Origin of the sequence: Citrobacter sp. XY323 (assembly GCF_025106035.1) — a bacterium.
Taxonomy (GTDB): Bacteria; Pseudomonadota; Gammaproteobacteria; order Enterobacterales; family Enterobacteriaceae; genus Citrobacter; species Citrobacter braakii.
Window position 1 is genome coordinate 65032 of the sequence record NZ_JANYUK010000017.1, and the last position, 20336, is coordinate 85367.

19 protein-coding genes are annotated in these 20336 nt (G+C 53.3%); 11 read left to right on the plus strand and 8 right to left on the minus strand.

Annotation, left to right across the window (positions count from 1 at the left end; all coding sequences use genetic code 11):
- Positions 1-44: 44 nt before the first annotated feature.
- On the plus strand, positions 45-1163 hold the full coding sequence (gene cbrA, locus N0B36_RS21360) for a colicin M resistance lipid reductase CbrA (RefSeq protein ID WP_259688946.1): 1119 nt from the start codon (positions 45-47) through the stop codon (positions 1161-1163).
- A 4-nt stretch (positions 1164-1167) separates the two neighbouring features.
- Here cbrA and yidA read toward each other — a convergent pair whose 3' ends face one another.
- The 5 genes from yidA to dnaA form a co-directional block, all read right to left on the minus strand.
- On the minus strand, positions 1168-1980 hold the full coding sequence (gene yidA / locus N0B36_RS21365) for a sugar-phosphatase (RefSeq protein WP_016155065.1): 813 nt from the start codon (positions 1978-1980) through the stop codon (positions 1168-1170).
- Positions 1981-2110: 130 nt separating this feature from the next.
- Positions 2111-4525 carry a DNA topoisomerase (ATP-hydrolyzing) subunit B gene (gene gyrB, locus N0B36_RS21370; protein ID WP_016157816.1) on the minus strand — a complete coding sequence of 805 codons (2415 nt, stop codon included), beginning with the start codon at positions 4523-4525 and terminating at the stop codon, positions 2111-2113.
- A 28-nt stretch (positions 4526-4553) separates the two neighbouring features.
- Positions 4554-5627, minus strand: a complete 1074-nt coding sequence (recF, locus tag N0B36_RS21375) for a DNA replication/repair protein RecF (RefSeq protein WP_016155067.1) — start codon at positions 5625-5627, stop codon at positions 4554-4556.
- Positions 5627-6727 carry a DNA polymerase III subunit beta gene (dnaN, locus tag N0B36_RS21380; RefSeq protein WP_016155068.1) on the minus strand — a complete coding sequence of 367 codons (1101 nt, stop codon included), beginning with the start codon at positions 6725-6727 and terminating at the stop codon, positions 5627-5629. The genes recF and dnaN overlap by 1 nt, the downstream gene beginning before the upstream one ends.
- 4 nt (positions 6728-6731) lie before the next feature.
- Positions 6732-8135, minus strand: a complete 1404-nt coding sequence (dnaA, locus tag N0B36_RS21385) for a chromosomal replication initiator protein DnaA (protein WP_047498800.1) — start codon at positions 8133-8135, stop codon at positions 6732-6734.
- Between the two features lie 606 nt (positions 8136-8741).
- Here dnaA and rpmH point away from each other — a divergent pair.
- The 9 genes from rpmH to N0B36_RS21430 all read left to right on the plus strand — a co-directional run bounded on the left by rpmH (position 8742) and on the right by N0B36_RS21430 (position 16429).
- A complete protein-coding gene (gene rpmH / locus N0B36_RS21390; RefSeq protein ID WP_003023858.1) occupies positions 8742-8882 on the plus strand; it encodes a 50S ribosomal protein L34 in 141 nt (46 codons plus the stop codon).
- Between the two features lie 17 nt (positions 8883-8899).
- Entirely contained in the window at positions 8900-9259 is a 360-nt protein-coding gene (gene rnpA, locus N0B36_RS21395; protein WP_003844432.1) for a ribonuclease P protein component, read from the plus strand.
- The gene (gene yidD / locus N0B36_RS21400) at positions 9223-9480 is read left to right on the plus strand and encodes a membrane protein insertion efficiency factor YidD (RefSeq protein ID WP_003023846.1); all 258 of its coding nucleotides are present in this window, start codon (positions 9223-9225) and stop codon (positions 9478-9480) included. The genes rnpA and yidD overlap by 37 nt, the downstream gene beginning before the upstream one ends.
- Before the next feature lie 2 nt (positions 9481-9482).
- Positions 9483-11129 carry a membrane protein insertase YidC gene (gene yidC / locus N0B36_RS21405; protein WP_003023844.1) on the plus strand — a complete coding sequence of 549 codons (1647 nt, stop codon included), beginning with the start codon at positions 9483-9485 and terminating at the stop codon, positions 11127-11129.
- Between the two features lie 135 nt (positions 11130-11264).
- Positions 11265-12629, plus strand: a complete 1365-nt coding sequence (gene mnmE / locus N0B36_RS21410) for a tRNA uridine-5-carboxymethylaminomethyl(34) synthesis GTPase MnmE (protein WP_016155071.1) — start codon at positions 11265-11267, stop codon at positions 12627-12629.
- 180 nt (positions 12630-12809) lie between these two features.
- Complete coding sequence (locus tag N0B36_RS21415; protein WP_019078000.1) at positions 12810-13991, plus strand: MFS transporter; 1182 nt, start codon at positions 12810-12812, stop codon at positions 13989-13991.
- The gene (yidZ, locus tag N0B36_RS21420; RefSeq protein ID WP_259688947.1) at positions 13960-14919 is read left to right on the plus strand and encodes an HTH-type transcriptional regulator YidZ; all 960 of its coding nucleotides are present in this window, start codon (positions 13960-13962) and stop codon (positions 14917-14919) included. Before N0B36_RS21415 ends, yidZ begins: the two co-directional genes overlap by 32 nt.
- Positions 14920-15085: 166 nt before the next feature.
- Positions 15086-15832: a 4'-phosphopantetheinyl transferase superfamily protein gene (locus N0B36_RS21425; protein WP_016157819.1), complete on the plus strand. Its 747-nt coding sequence runs from the start codon at positions 15086-15088 to the stop codon at positions 15830-15832.
- A gap of 30 nt (positions 15833-15862) precedes the next feature.
- Positions 15863-16429, plus strand: a complete 567-nt coding sequence (locus tag N0B36_RS21430) for an NADPH-dependent FMN reductase (RefSeq protein WP_003827046.1) — start codon at positions 15863-15865, stop codon at positions 16427-16429.
- 115 nt (positions 16430-16544) lie between these two features.
- Here the strand turns inward: N0B36_RS21430 and adeP are convergent, their stop codons facing one another.
- Positions 16545-17882, minus strand: coding sequence for an adenine permease AdeP (gene adeP, locus N0B36_RS21435; protein ID WP_016155075.1), 1338 nt, complete (start codon positions 17880-17882; stop codon positions 16545-16547).
- A gap of 167 nt (positions 17883-18049) precedes the next feature.
- On the opposite strand from adeP, the gene yieH reads away from it, so the two are divergent.
- Positions 18050-18715 (plus strand): 6-phosphogluconate phosphatase, encoded by a 666-nt coding sequence (gene yieH, locus N0B36_RS21440; RefSeq protein WP_259688948.1) that lies wholly within the window; start codon positions 18050-18052, stop codon positions 18713-18715.
- 83 nt (positions 18716-18798) lie between these two features.
- Here yieH and phoU read toward each other — a convergent pair whose 3' ends face one another.
- Positions 18799-19524 carry a phosphate signaling complex protein PhoU gene (gene phoU, locus N0B36_RS21445; RefSeq protein ID WP_047498806.1) on the minus strand — a complete coding sequence of 242 codons (726 nt, stop codon included), beginning with the start codon at positions 19522-19524 and terminating at the stop codon, positions 18799-18801.
- Positions 19525-19538: 14 nt separating this feature from the next.
- Positions 19539-20312 carry a phosphate ABC transporter ATP-binding protein PstB gene (gene pstB / locus N0B36_RS21450; protein ID WP_003023821.1) on the minus strand — a complete coding sequence of 258 codons (774 nt, stop codon included), beginning with the start codon at positions 20310-20312 and terminating at the stop codon, positions 19539-19541.
- Positions 20313-20336 lie beyond the last annotated feature (24 nt).

The following is a 20336-nucleotide window of genomic DNA, read 5'->3' on the forward strand; positions in this document are numbered from 1 at the left end:
TCAGGCTTTAGCGTATCGCCATCTTCATTTTTGCGGACAGAAAGATGGAACATTTTGACGTAGCCATTATCGGGTTAGGCCCGGCAGGCGCAGCTCTGGCGCGGCAGTTGAGTGGAAAAATGCACGTGATCGCGTTGGATAAAAAACACCAGTGCGGCAACGAAGGTTTCACCAAACCCTGCGGCGGTCTGTTGGCCCCGGATGCCCAGCGTTCGTTTATCCGCGACGGGATAACCTTACCCGTTGATGTCATCGCTAACCCACAGATATTTAGCGTTAAAACAGTTGATGTTGCAGCCTCTTTGACGCGTAACTACCAGCGCAGCTACATTAATATCAACCGCCATGCTTTTGATTTATGGCTTAAATCTCTCATTCCTGATGATGTACAGGTGTACCACGACAGCCTGTGTCGGAAAATCTGGCACGAGGGCGATAAATGGCATGTCATCTTCCGCGCCGACGGTTGGGAGCAGCAGATCACCGCGCGTTATCTGGTGGGAGCCGACGGCGCGAACTCACTGGTACGCCGTCATCTCTATCCCCGGCACCAGATCCGTAAATATGTTGCTATTCAACAATGGTTTGCGGAAAAGCATCCCGTCCCGTTCTATTCCTGCATTTTTGATAACGACGCAACCGACTGTTATTCCTGGAGTATCAGCAAAGATGGCTATTTTATCTTTGGCGGTGCCTACCCGATGAAGGACGGCCAGGCGCGCTTTGACGCGCTGAAAGCGAAGATGGAAGCGTTCCAATTTCAGTTCGGCAAACCGGTGAAAAGCGAAAAATGTACGGTGCTGTTTCCTTCACGCTGGAAAGACTTCGTCTGTGGCAAGGACAACGCATTTTTGATTGGCGAAGCGGCCGGTTTTATCAGCGCCAGCTCACTGGAGGGGATTAGCTATGCGCTGGACAGCGCGGAGGCACTCAAATCTGTATTGTTGCGGGATGCACCAGATATGAATCACGCTTACCGCAAAGCCACCCGCAAGTTACGTCTCAAACTGTTTGGCAAAATCCTGAAAAGTCGGGCCCTGACGTCGGCGTTTTCCCGCAAATGGATAATGCGCAGCGGCGTGGCGCATATTCCTCAAGGTGACCACTCAGTATCACAAATAATTGCTGAAACAGGGCAAATGCGCCAAGGCATTTGCCCATAACATCTTATTTCAGCGCAAACTTCTCAATGGCATACGCGACGCCATCTTCAAGGTTAGATTTCGTCACAAAGTTGGCGATTTCTTTGACTGACCCAATAGCGTTGTCCATGGCAACGCCCACACCTGCGTATTCAATCATCGCGATGTCGTTTTCCTGATCGCCAATCGCCATCACCTCTTCGGCTTTTATACCCAACGCATCGGCCAGCGATTTCACGCCAGTCCCTTTATTGACGCGTTTATCGAGGATTTCGAGGAAATACGGCGCACTTTTCAGCACGGTGTACTTCTCTTTTACTTCCGCAGGTATGCGCGAGATAGCTTTATCGAGGATCTCCGGCTCGTCAATCATCATCACTTTCAGGAACTGGGTTGCGGGATCCATTTTCTCGGCTTCACAGAACACCAGCGGAATCGTCGCAACAAACGATTCATGTACCGTGTAGTAACTGATATCACGGTTCGCGGTATACAGGGTGTTGCGATCGAGAGCGTGGAAATGCGAGCCAACGTCCCGGGAGAGCTGCTCCAGATAACGATAATCATCATAGCTCAGCGCGGTTTGCGCGACAGTACTGCCATCCCCTGCTTTCTGCACTAGCGCGCCATTGTAGGTAATGCAGTAGTCACCGGGTTCTTCCATATGCAATTCTTTCAGATAGCTGTGGACGCCGGCATACGGGCGCCCCGTGGTCAGCACCACATTTACGCCACGCGCGCGCGCTGCGGCAATCGCCGTTTTGACCGCGGGTGAAATGGTGTGATCGGGCAGCAGAAGTGTGCCATCCATGTCGATAGCAATAAGTTTGATAGCCATGAGTTCCCCGGATTAAATGAGTCCGTCCTCATGCTAACGCGATTCCGCTCAAAAAACAGCTACGAAAAGGGGGATAGAAAGGGGAATCGAGATTCCCCTTTTGCAGGACGGTTGTAGACCTGGGTGCAAGTTAGATATCGATGTTCGCCGCTTTCAGGGCGTTTTCTTCGATAAACGCGCGACGCGGTTCAACGGCATCGCCCATCAGCGTAGTGAAGAGCTGGTCGGCGGCAATCGCATCCTTCACGGTAACGCGCAGCATACGACGGCTTTCCGGATCCATGGTGGTTTCCCACAACTGATCCGGGTTCATCTCGCCCAGACCTTTATAACGCTGGATAGCGAGGCCGCGACGTGACTCTTTCTGCAGCCATTCCAGTGCCTGCTCAAAGCTGGCAACCGGCTGGCGGCGCTCGCCACGTTCGATAAACGCATCGTCTTCGATCAGCCCGCGCAGCTTCTCACCGAGCGTACAAATACGACGGTATTCGCCACCGGTCACAAACTCGTGGTCCAGAATATAGTCGGTATCCACACCGTGAGTACGGACGCGCACAATCGGCTCAAACAGGTTCTGCTCTGCGTTGTGGTGGATATCAAACTTCCACAGGCTGCCGTGCTGTTCTTTTTCGTTCAGCTCGGTAATCAACGAATTAACCCAGCGGGTAACGGTCTGCTCGTTCGCCAAATCAGCTTCCGGCAGCGTCGGTTGATAAACCAGTTCTTTCAGCAGCGCTTTCGGGAAACGACGTTCCATACGGCCAATCATTTTCTGCGTCGCGTTGTATTCAGAAACCAGTTTTTCTAACGACTCACCTGAAAGAGCAGGTGCGCTGGCATTAGTGTGCAGCGTTGCACCATCCAGAGCGATAGAAATTTGGTACTGATCCATCGCTTCGTCATCTTTAATATACTGTTCCTGCTTACCTTTTTTCACTTTGTACAGCGGTGGCTGTGCAATGTAAACGTGGCCGCGTTCCACGATTTCCGGCATCTGACGATAGAAGAAGGTCAACAGCAGCGTACGAATATGCGAGCCGTCGACGTCCGCATCGGTCATGATGATGATGCTGTGATAACGCAGTTTGTCCGGGTTGTACTCGTCGCGACCGATGCCACAGCCGAGCGCGGTGATCAGCGTCGCCACTTCCTGAGAAGAGAGCATTTTATCAAAGCGCGCTTTCTCGACGTTGAGGATTTTACCCTTCAGCGGCAGAATCGCCTGGTTTTTACGGTTACGGCCCTGCTTCGCAGAACCGCCCGCGGAGTCCCCTTCCACAAGGTACAGTTCGGACAGCGCCGGGTCGCGTTCCTGACAGTCCGCCAGCTTGCCCGGCAGGCCCGCTAAGTCCAGCGCGCCTTTACGACGGGTCATTTCACGCGCGCGACGTGCCGCTTCACGGGCACGTGCAGCATCGATAATTTTGCCCACGACGATTTTCGCGTCAGACGGGTTTTCCAGCAGGTATTCGCTCAGCAGTTCGTTCATCTGCTGTTCTACCGCCGATTTCACCTCAGAGGAGACCAGCTTGTCTTTGGTCTGTGAGGAGAACTTCGGATCCGGTACTTTCACGGAAACAACGGCAATCAGGCCTTCACGGGCATCGTCACCAGTGGCGCTGACTTTGGCTTTTTTGCTGTAGCCTTCTTTGTCCATGTAGGCGTTCAGGGTACGGGTCATCGCCGCACGGAAGCCTGCAAGGTGAGTACCGCCGTCACGCTGCGGAATGTTGTTGGTGAAGCAGTAGATGTTTTCCTGGAAACCATCGTTCCACTGCAGCGCAACTTCAACGCCGATACCGTCTTTTTCGGTGGAGAAGTAGAAGATATTTGGGTGGATCGGCGTTTTGTTTTTGTTGAGGTATTCAACAAACGCCTTGATGCCGCCTTCGTAGTGGAAATGGTCTTCTTTACCATCGCGCTTGTCGCGCAGACGAATAGAGACGCCGGAGTTCAGGAACGACAGCTCGCGCAGACGCTTAGCCAGAATTTCGTATTCAAACTCAACGACATTGGTAAAGGTTTCGTGGCTTGGCCAGAAACGTACCTGAGTACCCGTCGCTTCTGTTTCGCCGGTTACCGCCAGCGGCGCCTGCGGCACACCGTGCACGTAAGTTTGCTGATGCACTTTGCCTTCACGACGAATCACCAGCTCCAGTTTCTGTGACAGGGCGTTTACTACGGACACACCTACGCCGTGCAGACCACCGGAAACTTTATAGGAGTTATCATCGAATTTACCGCCTGCGTGCAGAACGGTCATGATAACTTCCGCCGCCGAAACGCCCTCTTCCGGGTGGATACCGGTTGGGATACCACGGCCATCATCGGTAACGGACACGGAGTTGTCAGCGTGAATCGTTACAACGATATCTTTACAGTGACCCGCGAGCGCTTCGTCGATAGCGTTATCTACCACCTCGAATACCATGTGGTGCAGACCGGTGCCGTCATCCGTGTCGCCGATATACATACCCGGGCGCTTACGCACCGCATCCAGTCCTTTCAGGACTTTGATACTGGAGGAGTCATAAGAATTCGACATCAACGTTTCTCGCTCATTTAAACTTGGGTTAATCCGTTATTTTACCCTTTTCCACGGTGAACATCTTCGAATTTTTGTCCGACATGTCCAGAACGTGTTCAGCGCTGATTGCGCTGACAAAGACCTGAGATTGCGTCGCTTTTAAGCGGCTGGCTAACAGCCCACGACGGGCATCATCAAGTTCAGAGGCAAAATCATCTATCAGGTAGAGACACCGCCGCCCACTTTCGCGGGTGAGGAACTCCCCTTGCGCCAGACGTAAGGCGCACATCAGCAGCTTTAGCTGCCCACGCGACAACGTGTCTTCCACCGGCGCACCGTCAGCGCGAATGCGAAAATCCGCTTTGTGCGGACCGTGCGCGGTGTAGGTCAACATGCGATCGCGTTCAAAACTGCGTTCCAGCACTTCGGCATAATCGGTCTCTTTCTCCCAGCCGCGCTGGAATGAGAAGGAGAGAGAAAATTCGGGTAGAAACTGCTGACAGGTATCCGCCATATCCTGCGCGATACCGGCGCTGTACTCCGCGCGCCAGGTGCTGATTTGTTCCGCCAGCGGGATCAGTTCTTTATCCCACGGACGCAGTTGTTCATAACGACTCACCTGGCGCAGGGCTGCGTTGCGCTGCTTGAGCAGTCGCTTCAGATTGCTCCAGGCGGTGAAAAATCCGGCTTCATTGTGAAAGCATCCCCAGTCAAGGAATGCTCTTCTGTATTTGGGGCCGCCATTGAGTAAAGTAAACCCCTCTGGCGTGATCAGCTGCATCGGCATCAGGTGCGCCAGTTCCGCAACCTTGTGCCCGTCAGTGCCGTCAATGCGCACTTTGCTGTCGCCCAGTTTGTCTTTCGTCAGGCCAATCGATGTCTCACGCTCTTCCCCCTGCAAACGCCCGTGTAAAACAAACGACTCCTGCTCGTGGCGAATTACGCGGCCAATCTGCAAACTGCGAAACGCCCGGCCGTGGCCGAGCGTATAGATGGCTTCCAGCACGCTGGTTTTGCCGCTGCCGTTCGCGCCAACCAGGAAGTTAAAGCCAGGGGATAAAGCGAGATCCGCGCTTTCGATATTGCGAAAGTCGCGGATCAACAGACGGGTGAGCGACATTACAGTCTCATTGGCATAACAACATAAGCCGCGCTCTGGCTGGCAGCATCTTCAATCTGTACGCTCGATACGGAATCGGTCAGCAGAATACGAACGTTCTCGCACTTCAGCGCGTTCAGTACGTCCAGTACGTAGCTAACGTTAAAACCGATTTCCAGTTCGGTACCAGGATAGGAGACATCCAGAATTTCTTCCGCTTCTTCCTGCTCCGGGTTGTTGGCGGTGATTTTCAGCTGGTTTTCACTGACATACAGACGCACGCCGCGGAATTTCTCGTTAGAGAGGATCGCCGCACGAGCAAATGCCTGTTTGAGGATATCGCAACCGGCTTCCAGATGTTTGTCCGGATTCTTCGGCAATACGCGGCGATAATCCGGGAAACGGCCATCAACCAGCTTGGAGGTAAAGATGAAGTCACCCACGTGCGCACGAATGTTGTTGCTGCCAATCTGCACGCGCAGCGGGTTGTCGCCGCCGTCGAGCATACGCATCAGTTCAATCACGCCTTTACGCGGAACGATCACCGAATGGCTGGGTAACTGCTGACCGACAGGCATTGAACAGACCGCCAGGCGGTGACCGTCGGTCGCCACGGTACGCAGCTCTTCCCCTTCGGTTTCAAACAGCATGCCGTTTAAGTAGTAACGCACGTCCTGATGCGCCATCGAAAACTGCGTGGCTTCAATCAGGCGCTTCATCGTGGCCTGCGGCAGCGTGAATTCGACTTCGCTCTGCCAGTCGTCCAGATTCGGGAAGTCGGCGGCAGGCAGCGTAGACAGCGAGAAACGGCTGCGGCCAGAACGCACCAGCATGCGATCGCCTTCCAGTTGAACGGCAATTTCCGCGCCTTCCGGCAACCCACGGCAAATATCGAAGAATTTACGCGCCGGAACGGTGGTCGCACCAGGTTCATGAGGCTGGATCAGCGCCACGCGCGCCACCATCTCCATTTCGAGATCGGTACCGGTCAGAGAAAGCGCACCGTCAGCAACCTGCAGCAGCAGATTTCCGAGAATAGGCAGTGTAGGACGTCCACCCAGCGGGCCGCTGACCTGCTGAAGCGGTTTTAATAAATGTTCACGTTCAACGGTAAATTTCATAGCGTCACGAAGATAATGTTCTGATTAAATTGGAGAAATCTTCTTTAATATCATGGCTTTCTTCACGCAACTGCTCAATCTTGCGACAGGCATGAAGCACGGTAGTATGGTCACGCCCACCAAACGCGTCGCCAATTTCCGGCAGACTGTGGTTAGTGAGCTCTTTTGCCAGCGCCATCGCCATCTGGCGCGGACGAGCTACCGAGCGAGATCGACGCTTAGAAAGCAGATCCGCAATTTTGATTTTGTAATACTCCGCCACCGTCTTCTGAATATTGTCGATGGTGACCAGCTTTTCCTGTAAAGCCAGCAGATCGCGCAACGCTTCGCGCACGAAATCGATGGTAATCGCCCGGCCGGTAAAATTAGCGTTGGCGATCACGCGGTTCAGTGCGCCTTCCAGCTCACGTACGTTAGAGCGTAGACGCTTGGCAATAAAGAACGCCACTTCACCCGGCAGACGAATGTCGTTTTCGTCGGCTTTTTTCATCAGGATCGCAACGCGCGTTTCCAGCTCAGGCGGCTCGATCGCAACAGTCAGTCCCCAGCCGAAGCGGGATTTCAGACGATCTTCAACGCCGTTGATCTCCTTCGGATAGCGATCCGAAGTCAGGATGATCTGCTGATTGCCTTCCAGCAGGGCGTTAAAGGTGTGGAAAAACTCTTCCTGCGATCGTTCTTTATTCGCGAAGAATTGGATATCGTCAATCAGCAGCGCATCCACGGAACGGTAGTAGCGTTTAAACTCTTCGATCGCGTTGTTTTGCAGGGCCTTAACCATGTCCTGCACAAAACGTTCGGAGTGCATATACACCACTTTCGCGTTTGGCTTACGCGCCATAATACCGTTACCGACAGCGTGCAGAAGGTGGGTTTTACCCAGACCCGTACCGCCATAAAGGAATAACGGATTGTAGGCGCCGCCAGGATTGTCCGCCACCTGACGTGCCGCCGCGCGCGCCAGTTGGTTAGATTTACCTTCAACGAAGTTATCAAACGTGTGTTTGACGTTGACGTTAGAACGATAGGTAGGTTCTGCCGGTGCCGGGACGTTATCCCAGCCTGAGCGCGCCGACGGAGCGGCACGTTGCGGTTGCACTTGCTGAGCCACGTAGGCGGGCGCAACAACGTTGTTTACCGGCGTTTTCAGCGTTTGCGTGACGGGTTTAGTACCGACTTCAAAGCGCAGCTGTGGGGCATCCGCTCCACAGAAGTTATTGAGTAATCCATTAATATTATTAAGGTATTTATCCCTTACCCAATCAAGCACGAAACGGTTTGGCGCATACAAAGCCAGCGTGTTATCGCTCAGTTCCGCCTGCAACGGGCGTATCCACATACTGAACTCTGTGGCTGGTAACTCATCCTGCAATCGGGCAAGACACTGCTGCCAAAGCGAAAGTGACACGGCGGACTCCACTCGAACAAAAGTCGATAAATGACAAAGGCTGAAACATTCATGATTGTTGACGCACATCGACAAGACCCTATGCAAAGGGTGACGTGCGAATTGCTATCTGCAATTTTTACCCGATCAGGATCCATTGAAACGATCAGGACCGCGGATCATAGCGTAAACTGAGAAAGAGATCTTCTGTTTCTCACAGATTCTTCCCGATTTATCCACAGGATGATCCAGAATCGGCTAAGTGTAAACGATCCTGGAGAAGTGCTGCAGGTTTTAGCGCGCATATTGAAAAAATTAATGAGTAAAGATGCTTTACTGCTTAAACGATCTAATAAAGATCCCGAGCGATCCTTGCGCTTTATCCGCCAGCCCGTATAATTCTTACCCCCAGCGAGTAACGGTCGCCTTACGGCGTCAACGCTGCCTGTTTTATACGCGAAACCATGCGGAAAAAAGCGGGAAATAAGGAAAGAGAATTGACTCCGGAGTGTACAATTATTACAATCCGGCCTCTTTAATCACCCACACTGTGGCGTAAGTCGTTCGAAATTCGTTCGGGTATACGCAAAAGTCAGTGAATTTATTCAAGTTTAGGTAGAAATCGCCATGAAACGCACTTTTCAACCGTCTGTACTGAAGCGCAACCGTTCTCACGGCTTCCGTGCTCGTATGGCTAATAAAAATGGTCGTCAGGTTCTGGCACGTCGTCGTGCTAAAGGCCGTTCTCGTCTGACCGTTTCTAAGTAATAAAAGCTAGCCCCTGAGTGGTTAAGCTCGCATTTCCCAGGGAGTTACGTTTGTTAACTCCCACTCATTTCACATTCGTCTTCCAGCAGCCACAACGGGCTGGCACGCCGCAAATCACCATCCTCGGCCGCCTGAATTCGCTGGGGCATCCCCGTATCGGTCTTACCGTCGCCAAGAAAAACGTTAAACGCGCGCATGAACGCAATCGGATTAAACGTCTGACACGTGAAAGCTTTCGTTTACGTCAGCACGAACTTCCAGCAATGGATTTCGTGGTGGTGGCGAAAAAAGGGGTTGCTGACCTCGATAACCGTGCTCTCTCGGAAGCGTTGGAAAAATTATGGCGTCGCCATTGTCGCCTGGCTCGCGGGTCCTGATAGCCCTTATTCGGGTCTATCAACGCCTGATCAGTCCGCTGCTTGGGCCGCATTGCCGTTTCACTCCAACCTGTTCGAGCTACGGAATTGAGGCATTGCGCAGGTTTGGAGTGATAAAAGGCAGTTGGTTGACGGTGAAACGCGTATTAAAATGCCACCCTTTACACCCTGGTGGTGACGATCCCGTCCCGCCCGGACCATTTGATACCAGAGAACACTAACGATGGATTCGCAACGCAATCTTTTAGTCATCGCTTTGCTGTTCGTGTCTTTCATGATCTGGCAAGCCTGGGAGCAGGATAAAAACCCGCAACCTCAGGCTCAACAGACCACGCAGACAACGACCACCGCAGCGGGTAGCGCCGCAGACCAGGGCGTACCGGCCAGTGGCCAGGGGAAACTGATTACGGTTAAAACTGACGTGCTTGATCTGACCATCAACACCCGTGGTGGTGATGTGGAACAGGCTTCACTGCCAGCTTACCCGAAAGAACTCGGTTCTACCGAACCGTTCCAGTTACTGGAAACCACGCCACAGTTCATCTACCAGGCACAGAGTGGCCTGACAGGTCGTGACGGCCCGGATAACCCGGCTAACGGCCCGCGTCCGCTGTACAACGTCGAAAAAGACGCGTTTGTACTGGCTGACGGTCAGAACGAACTGCAGATCCCGATGACCTATACTGACGCAGCGGGTAACACATTCACTAAAACGTTTGTACTCAAGCGCGGTGAATATGCTGTCAACGTTAACTACAGCGTGCAGAACGCCGGCGAAAAACCGCTGGAAGTCTCCACCTTTGGTCAGCTGAAGCAATCCATCAATCTGCCATCTCATCGCGACACCGGTAGCAGCAACTTTGCGCTGCACACCTTCCGTGGCGCGGCGTACTCCACGCCGGATGAGAAGTATGAGAAATACAAATTCGACACCATTGCTGAAAACGAAAACCTGAACGTCAATGCTAAAGACGGCTGGGTCGCAATGCTGCAACAGTATTTCGCAACGGCATGGGTTCCGCGTAACGACGGCACCAACAACTTCTATACCGCTAATCTGGGTAACGGCATTGCCGCTATCGGCTATAAATCACAGCCGGTACTGGTTCAGCCTGGCCAGACTGGCGCGATGACCAGCACCCTGTGGGTCGGCCCGGAAATTCAGGATAAAATGGCGGCAGTTGCACCGCACCTGGATCTGACCGTGGATTACGGCTGGTTGTGGTTCATCTCTCAGCCACTGTTCAAACTGCTGAAGTGGATCCATAGCTTCCTGGGTAACTGGGGCTTCTCCATCATCGTTATCACCTTTATCGTTCGTGGCATCATGTACCCGCTGACCAAAGCGCAGTACACCTCCATGGCGAAGATGCGTATGCTGCAGCCGAAGATTCAGGCTATGCGTGAGCGTCTGGGCGATGACAAACAGCGTCAGAGCCAGGAAATGATGGCCCTGTACAAAGCTGAGAAGGTTAACCCGCTGGGCGGCTGCTTCCCGCTGATCATCCAGATGCCAATCTTCCTGGCGTTGTACTACATGCTGATGGGCTCCATTGAACTGCGTCATGCGCCGTTCGCTCTGTGGATCCATGACCTGTCTGCACAGGACCCGTACTACATCCTGCCGATCCTGATGGGCGTGACGATGTTCTTCATTCAGAAGATGTCTCCGACCACCGTGACCGACCCGATGCAGCAGAAGATCATGACCTTTATGCCGGTCATCTTCACCGTGTTCTTCCTGTGGTTCCCATCAGGTCTGGTGCTGTACTATATCGTCAGCAACCTGGTAACCATTATTCAGCAGCAGCTGATTTACCGTGGTCTGGAGAAACGTGGCCTGCATAGCCGCGAGAAGAAAAACTCCTGATACTAGTCGCAGGTACGTTGGCTGAATTTGCTTGCCGCCTTCCTGCACTTGAATTATTTCGAGTATTCACGGTAAAGTTAATGCCAGAGAAGGCGGTCATTAGACCGCCTTTTTTACATTTACAAGAGAGCTATCATGAACCATAACGACACCATCGTCGCTCAGGCCACCCCACCGGGACGTGGTGGCGTGGGTATCCTGCGCATCTCCGGCCTGAAGGCGCGCGAAGTTGCAGAAACCGTACTGGGGAAACTACCAAAACCGCGCTATGCCGACTATCTGCCGTTTAAAGACGCGGATGGCAGCACGCTGGATCAAGGAATTGCCCTGTGGTTCCCCGGTCCGAACTCCTTTACCGGTGAAGATGTTTTAGAGCTTCAGGGCCACGGCGGTCCGGTGATTCTCGATCTGCTGCTCAAACGTATTCTGACTATTCCCGGGCTGCGCATTGCCAGACCGGGTGAATTCTCCGAGCGTGCGTTTCTCAATGATAAGCTTGATCTGGCCCAGGCAGAGGCAATTGCCGACCTGATCGATGCCAGCTCAGAGCAAGCCGCTCGCTCGGCGCTGAACTCGTTGCAGGGCGCATTTTCTGCACGGGTAAATCATCTTGTGGAAGCGCTCACTCACCTGCGCATCTACGTGGAAGCGGCGATCGACTTTCCGGATGAAGAAATCGACTTCCTGTCTGATGGTAAGATTGAAGCGCAGCTCAACAACGTTATCAGCGATCTCGATGCTGTTCGTGCCGAAGCGCGTCAGGGCAGCCTGCTGCGCGAAGGGATGAAGGTGGTCATTGCCGGTCGCCCAAATGCCGGGAAATCAAGCCTACTGAACGCGCTGGCAGGTCGTGAGGCGGCCATTGTGACCGACATTGCGGGTACGACTCGCGACGTACTGCGTGAGCATATTCATATCGACGGTATGCCGCTGCACATCATCGACACTGCCGGTCTGCGCGATGCCAGCGATGAAGTTGAACGCATTGGTATCGAACGCGCGTGGCAGGAAATTGAACAGGCCGACCGCGTTCTGTTTATGGTTGATGGCACCACCACCGACGCCGTGGACCCGGCTGACATCTGGCCAGACTTTATTGCCCGTCTGCCAGCCAAACTGCCGATTACCGTGGTGCGTAACAAAGCGGATATTACCGGTGAGACGCTGGGTCTTAGCGAAGTAAATGGCCACTCACTGGTTCGCCTATCCGCGCGTACCGGTGAAGGCGTTGACGTGCTGCGTAACCATCTCAAACAGAGCATGGGCTTTGAAACCAATATGGAAGGCGGCTTCCTGGCGCGCCGTCGTCACCTGCAGGCGCTGGCAGAAGCGGCGGAGCATCTCGAGCAGGGTAAAGCCCAACTGCTCGGAGCATGGGCCGGAGAATTGCTGGCAGAGGAACTACGTCTGGCGCAGCAGAACCTCAGTGAGATCACCGGGGAATTTACCTCCGACGATCTGCTGGGAAGGATTTTCTCCAGCTTCTGTATTGGCAAATAACGTTGTGTTGCCCGGTGGTGCGATGCCTACCGGGCCTACAGTACCCGTAAGTCGGATAAAGCAAAGCGGCTATCCGGCTACAAGTAATTTCCCATATGGAAATCACTGTTGTCCAAATGGCAACTCGTGCAGTTGACTCTCTGCCCGTATGCTTAGCGCCACATTCCTCATGAGGTCGCTATGACACGCTTTCTAATCTGCAGTTTCGCCCTGGTGTTACTCTATCCCGCGGGTATTGATATGTATCTGGTGGGGCTGCCCCGTATTGCTGCCGATTTACAGGCCAGCGAGGCGCAACTGCATATCGCGTTTTCGGTTTATCTGGCGGGAATGGCGACGGCGATGCTGTTTGCCGGGAAAATTGCCGACCAGTCAGGACGCAAACCCGTCGCTATTGTCGGCGCCCTCATCTTTATTTTCGCCTCTGCGCTGTGTTCATTCGCCGAAAGCGGTACGCCGTTTCTCACAGGCCGCTTTATTCAGGGCGTAGGCGCAGGCTGCTGCTATGTGGTGGCTTTCGCCATCCTGCGCGATACGCTCGACGATCGCCGCCGGGCGAAGGTACTGTCGCTGTTGAACGGTATCACCTGTATCGTGCCGGTACTGGCGCCGGTGATGGGGCATCTGATTATGCTGAAATACCCGTGGCAGAGCCTGTTCTACACGATGATCGGTATGGGTGTGGCCGTTTGCTTGCTGTCAGTGTTTATCCTGCGAGAATCGCGCCCAGCGACGCTCCCGGCATCTGCAGAGAAGAACCACCTATCTGAATCGCTGGTGAACCGTTTTTTCTTAAGCCGTCTGGCCATCACCACTCTCAGCGTGTCGGTGATCCTGACCTTCGTGAATACTTCGCCGGTGCTGTTGATGGAAGTGATGGGCTTTGACCGTGGTGAGTACGCCACCACGATGGCCATGACCGCAGGCATCAGTATGGCGGTCTCGTTCTCTACGCCATTCGCCCTGAGCGTGTTTAAACCTCGTGTTCTGATGCTGACCTCACAAGTGCTGTTTCTGTCTGCTGGTGTGGTGTTAACCCTGGCCAGTACGCACATGGTGACGCTGTTTGGGCTGACCTTAATCTGTGCCGGGTTCTCGGTCGGCTTCGGTGTCGCGATGAGCCAGGCGTTGGGACCTTTCTCGCTGCGTGCGGGCGTTGCCAGCTCGGCGTTAGGTATTGCGCAGGTTTGCGGTTCCTCGCTGTGGATATGGCTGGCGGCGGTGCTCGGTCTTGATGCGCTGAATATGCTGATCGGGATTCTGATTGGCTGTAGCATAGTGAGTATCATGCTGATTATCACAGTTGCACCTAACCGGTCCACGCCAACTCATGAAGAAATCCCTCAGCAGTCTCGATCTTAATTTATTGCTCTGCCTACAGCTGTTGATGCAGGAACGCAGTGTTACCAAAACTGCCAAACGGATGAACATCACACCGTCGGCGGTCAGCAAGTCGCTGTCTAAACTGCGGGCCTGGTTTGACGATCCACTGTTTGTAAACACCCCGCTGGGGCTAACGCCAACACCGCTGATGGTCAGCATGGAACAGAACCTGGCAGAGTGGATGCAGATGAGCAACCAGTTGCTGGATAAGCCGCACCATGAAGCGCCGCGCGGGCTGAAGTTTGATCTGGTGGCCGAAACGCCGCTGGTGATGATCATGTTTAACGCGCTCTCCCGACAGATCTATCAGCGTTATCCCCAGGCGACGATCAAAATACGCAACTGGGACTATGATTCGCTGGATGCAATTATTCGCGGCGAAGTGGATATCGGCTTTACTGGCCGGGAAAGCCATCCGCGTTCGCGTGAACTGTTGAGTTTGCTGCCGTTGTCGATCGACCATGAAGTGCTGTTTTCCGATCTCCCCTGTGTCTGGCTACGTGAAGATCATCCGGCATTGCAGGAAGAGTGGAATCTGGACACATTTCTGCGCTATCCGCACATCAGCATTAGCTGGGAGCAAAGCGATACCTGGGCACTGGATGAAGTCCTGCAAGAGATGGGGCGCGCGCGCAATATTGCGTTATGTCTGCCCGGTTTTGAGCAGTCGCTGTTTATGGCCGCCCAGCCGGATCACGCGCTAATAGCCACAGCTCCGGTTTATTGCCAGCGTTATAACCAACTCCACCAGCTTCCGCTCGTGGCGCGTCCTATGCCTTTTGATGCCGCGCAGCTGGAAAAAATGCGCGTACCGTTCACCCTTCTTTGGCACAAACGTAACAGTCATAATCCTAAGATCGTCTGGTTGAAAGACACCATCAAGGCGCTTTATCGCGATATGTCCTGACGTTGCACCGCCACTTTGTTGCTAAATCGACTATTCTGGCAACAGAAATGTAAATATCGCGTAATGTATTCTATTTCAGCTTACTTTTTGGGCAGCAAAGCCTGCCTGGATGCCGCGTAAATGTTACTCTGGTAATTATCACGGACCATTAATCACGGAGCGAAAAATGGCGACACATTTTGCCAGAGGGATTCTTACGGAGGGACACCTGGTTTCAGCTCGCCTCCCTTCTCCATGTCATATCGAAGCAAGAGATCTCCCCGCGCATCGCCGAACACGTTTCCTGGCTTCCCGAAGTTTACTCGCTGAACTGATGTTTATGCTTTACGGCACCAGTACGCTACCCGAGATTGTTACTCAGGCCAAAGGTAAGCCCGTTTTTCGCGATAAGAACCTGCCGGGATTTTCGATTTCTTATGCCGGGAATATCGTTGGCGTTGCGCTAACAACTGAAGGAACGTGCGGGCTGGATATGGAACTGCAGCGAGCTACCCGCAGCTTTCACCATCCGCATTCAACGGAAACATGGCGCTTCTCCAGCAACGAAAATCTGTGGATCAATAACCAAAACGACCCCAACGAAGCACGCGCGCAGCTCATTACGTTGCGCCAGAGCGTACTCAAACTCACCGGCGATGTAAGCAATGATGATCCGCACGAACTCCAGCTTTTACCCGGCGCAGGACGTCTGAAATGTGCCCATGTTGCGCAGGTTGAAGCCATTTGCGATGCGGAAGATGTTCTGGTGTGGTCGGTTGCGGTTACGCCAACCATTGAAAAACTCAAGGTTTGGGAGTTTGATGGTAAACAGGACTGGAAAAGTTTGCCTGATATCCAAACCCGCGCCAATGAGCCTACGGGTCGTCTGATCCGGTTCTCTCAATTATGCGCAGCGAAGAGCCATACGCTTTGATTTAACCTTTATGATGAAACAGGAGTCACCATGTCAGAAACATTGAATGTTGTTACGTTACTGGGAAGTCTACGCAAAGGTTCGTTTAATGGAATGGTTGCCCGTACGCTGCCCAAGATTGCTCCAGCAGGAATGGAAGTCAACGCGTTGCCATCAATTGGTGATATCCCACTGTACGATGCCGACCTCCAGCAGGAAGAAGGTTTTCCGGCAAGCGTAGAAGCGCTGGCAGAGCAAATCAGGAAGGCTGACGGTGTCGTCATCGTGACACCGGAATATAACTATTCCGTGCCTGGCGGACTGAAGAACGCCATCGACTGGCTGTCCCGCCTGCCGGATCAGCCATTATCGGGTAAGCCGGTGCTGATCCAGACCAGCTCCATGGGCGCCATTGGCGGCGCGCGCTGCCAGTATCATCTGCGTCAGATCCTGGTGTTCCTCGACGCCATGGTAATGAACAAGCCGGAATTTATGGGCGGCGTGATTCAGAACAAAGTGGACCCGCAGACAGGTGAAGTGATCGACCAAAGTACGCTGGACCATCTAACCGGCCAGCTGACCGCATTTGGCGACTACATCCAGCGTGTGAAAGCCTAAAAGAAAAAGCCCGCTGGCTGCAATGCCTGGCGGGCCGTATCCGGTTATCAAATTTACCTGATGGCGCTGCGCTTATCAGGTCTACACGCCTCGCGCAGCACCGTCTCAGCGGCAATTAATGCGCGTCGATAAACACAATCTTCAACACAAACAGCAGTGCGACAACGATGACGCACGGGCTGAGATCGCGGAAACGTCCGGTACCGATTTTCATCACACAGTAGGAAATAAAACCCAGCGCGATACCTTCGGTAATCGAGAAGCTAAACGGCATCATCACGGCGGTAATAAACGCCGGAACGGCTTCAGTCAGGTCATCCCACTTCACGCGCGACAGGCTTGATGTCATCAGGACGCCAACGTAAATCAGCGCACCAGCGGCCGCATATCCCGGTACCATTCCCGCCAGCGGCGACAGGAAGATAACCAACAGGAATAGCAGGCCGACAACTACCGCGGTCAGGCCAGTACGTCCACCGACAGAAACCCCGGAAGAAGACTCGATATACGCGGTAACGGAAGAAGTACCGATAAACGCACCAGCAACCGATGACACGCTATCCACATACAGCGCCTGCTTCATACGCGGAAACTTACCCTTCGCATCCGCCAGACCGGCTTTATCCGTGACGCCAATCAGCGTACCGGAGGAGTCGAACAGGTTGACCAGCATGAACGAGAAAATTACGCCCGCAAGACCAATGTTAAACGAACCAGCCAGATCAACATGCCCGATAACGGACATTACGCTCGGCGGCGCGGAGACGATCCCGTTGTAATGGACATCGCCCAGCATCCAACCCAGCAGCGTGGTCACAATGATAGAGATCAGTACCGCCGCATGGATGTTACGTGAAGCCAGAATCGCGATGATAAAGAAGCCCAGAATACCGAGCAGTACGCTGTGGGACGTCAGGTTGCCAATAGACACCAGGGTGTCTTGGTTGGCGACGATAACACCAGCGTTTTTCAGCCCCATCATACCGATAAACAGACCAATACCGCTGGTGATCCCCACGCGCAAACTAACCGGGATGTTGGCAATCATCCAGTAACGTACGCGGAAAATCGTCAGTAGCAGCAGACCTACCGCGCCCCAGAAGATTGCGCCCATACCGATCTGCCATGACAGGCCCATCGCGCCAACGACCACGAAGGCGAAGAACGCATTCAGACCCATAGCAGGCGCAAGTGCGACCGGCAGGTTGGCAAACAGGCCCATCAGGATGCTACCAAATGCAGCAATCAGGCAGGTGGTCACAAAGACGGCGCTGGTATCCATGCCAGCCACGCCAAGAATTTGCGGGTTAACAAAAACGATATACACCATCGTCAGGAAGGTGGTTAAACCGGCGATCACTTCGGTCCGTGCCGTCGTGCCATGTTCGCGCAGTTTGAACACGCGTTCCAGCATCCCCTGGCCAGAAGCCTGGGTTGTGTGTTGTTGACTCATTATCAATTTCCGAACAAGGAGGGAAAATTCGTCGCTATCCTATACCAAAATGCGACAATAGGGTTGGGTTATGAGCAACTTTTTTCATTGATTTTGCTTATACGGCAACGATTGCGTCGCCCAATAATGCATTACGAAAACGTTAAACTTGTTAAAACGGAAATGACATGTCCCAGATAGAAGCCGTATTTTTTGACTGTGACGGTACACTTGTCGACAGTGAAGTGATTTGTTCTCGCGCGTATGTCAGCATGTTCCAGGCGTTCGGCATTACGCTCGATCTTGAAGAAACTTTTAAACGCTTCAAGGGGGTAAAGCTGTACGAGATCATCGACATTATCAACGAAGAGCACGGTGTCGAACTGGCAAAAGCCGAATTAGAACCGGTTTACCGCGCAGAGGTCGCACGTCTGTTCGATACGGAACTGGAGGTGATTGCCGGTGCTAATGCGCTGCTGGACAGCATGACCGTCCCTATGTGCGTGGTATCTAACGGTCCGGTCAGCAAAATGCAGCACTCGCTGGGTAAGCTGGGTATGTTGCACCATTTCCCTGAATTACTGTTCAGCGGCTACGATATTCAACGCTGGAAACCCGATCCGGCCCTGATGTTCCATGCGGCGAAAGCGATGGACGTTAACGTTGAGAACTGCATTCTGGTTGATGACTCCAGCGCAGGCGCGCAGGCGGGGATTGCTGCAGGGATGGAAGTGTTTTACTTCTGCGCCGATCCGCATAACAAACCAATCGATCATCCAAAAGTGACGACGTTTACCGATCTGGCGCAGTTGCCAGCGTTGTGGAAGGCGCGGGGTTGGAATATTACGCGATAACTGAAAGGCCGGATGGCGCTAACGCTGATCCGGCCTGCATGTCTCGTAGAGCGGGTAAGCGTTAGCGCCACCCGCCACAAACATCACTCTTTCGGATCTTTGCCCGCCAGCAGCTTATCCAGCTCATCACCGCCCACGTGACGGAAGTCTTGTCCCTTCACGAAGTAGAAGATGTATTCGCAGATATTCTGGCAACGGTCACCGATACGCTCGATGGAGCGCGCGCAGAGCAGCGCGGTCAGCACGCTTGGAATGGTACGCGGATCTTCCATCATGTAGGTCATCAGCTGACGCACGATACCTTCATACTCCTGGTCGACTTTCTTATCTTCGCGATAAATACGTACCGCTTCGTCAAGATCCATACGCGCAAACGCATCCAGCACGTCATGCAGCATTTGTACAGTGTGGCGCCCCAGTGATTCCAGGCTTACCAGCAGCGGCTGATGCTGTTGAGAAAATTTCTCCAGCGCGGTGCGGCAAATTTTATCCGCAACGTCGCCAATACGTTCCAGCTCAGCGATCGTTTTGATAATCGCCATCACCAGACGCAAGTCACTGGCGGTCGGCTGACGCTTGGCAATGATACGCACGCAGGCCTCGTCGATCGCCACTTCCATCATATTGACGTTCTTATCGCCCTCAATGACGCGCTTCGCCAGCTCACTGTCCTGATTGTGCATGGCGGTAATCGCATCAGAAAGCTGCTGCTCGACCATGCCGCCCATGGTCATCACCTGGGTACGGATGCTTTCCAGCTCTGCATTGAACTGGCCGGAAATATGTTTATTAAGGTTAAGATTATCCACAACAAGCTCCTGAATCAGCCGTAACGACCGGTGATGTAGTCTTCAGTTTGTTTCTTCGCGGGCTTGGTGAACAGATCGTCCGTGTTACTGAACTCAATCAACTCGCCCAGGTACATAAATGCCGTGTGATCGGAACAACGCGCAGCCTGCTGCATGTTGTGGGTAACGATAACGACGGTGTAATCCTCTTTCAGCTCAGTGATCAGCTCTTCGATACGCCCGGTAGAAATAGGGTCGAGCGCTGAACACGGCTCATCAAGCAGAAGCACTTCCGGGCGAATGGCGATCCCACGCGCAATACACAGACGCTGCTGCTGACCACCAGAGAGAGAGTACCCGCTCTGGTGTAATTTATCTTTGGTTTCGTTCCACAGTGCGGCCTTGGTCAATGCCCACTGCACACGCTCGTCCATATCCGCACGAGAGAGTTTCTCAAACAGACGCACGCCAAAAGCGATGTTGTCGTAGATGGACATCGGGAACGGCGTCGGCTTCTGGAATACCATGCCCACTTTGGCACGCAGCAGAGCGATATCCTGAGTGTTGGTGAGAATATTGTCGCCATCCAGCAGGATTTCGCCTTCCGCACGCTGTTCCGGGTACAGTTCAAACATTTTATTGAACGTACGCAGCAACGTCGATTTACCACAGCCTGACGGCCCGATAAACGCCGTTACCTGGTTTTTGGCAATATCCAGGTTGATGTTCTTCAGGGCATGGAACTTGCCATAGTAGAAGTTCAAATCACGAACCTGAATCTTACCCGGGGCAGTATCAACCATACTCATTTCTATCTTTTCCTCATCATGCCT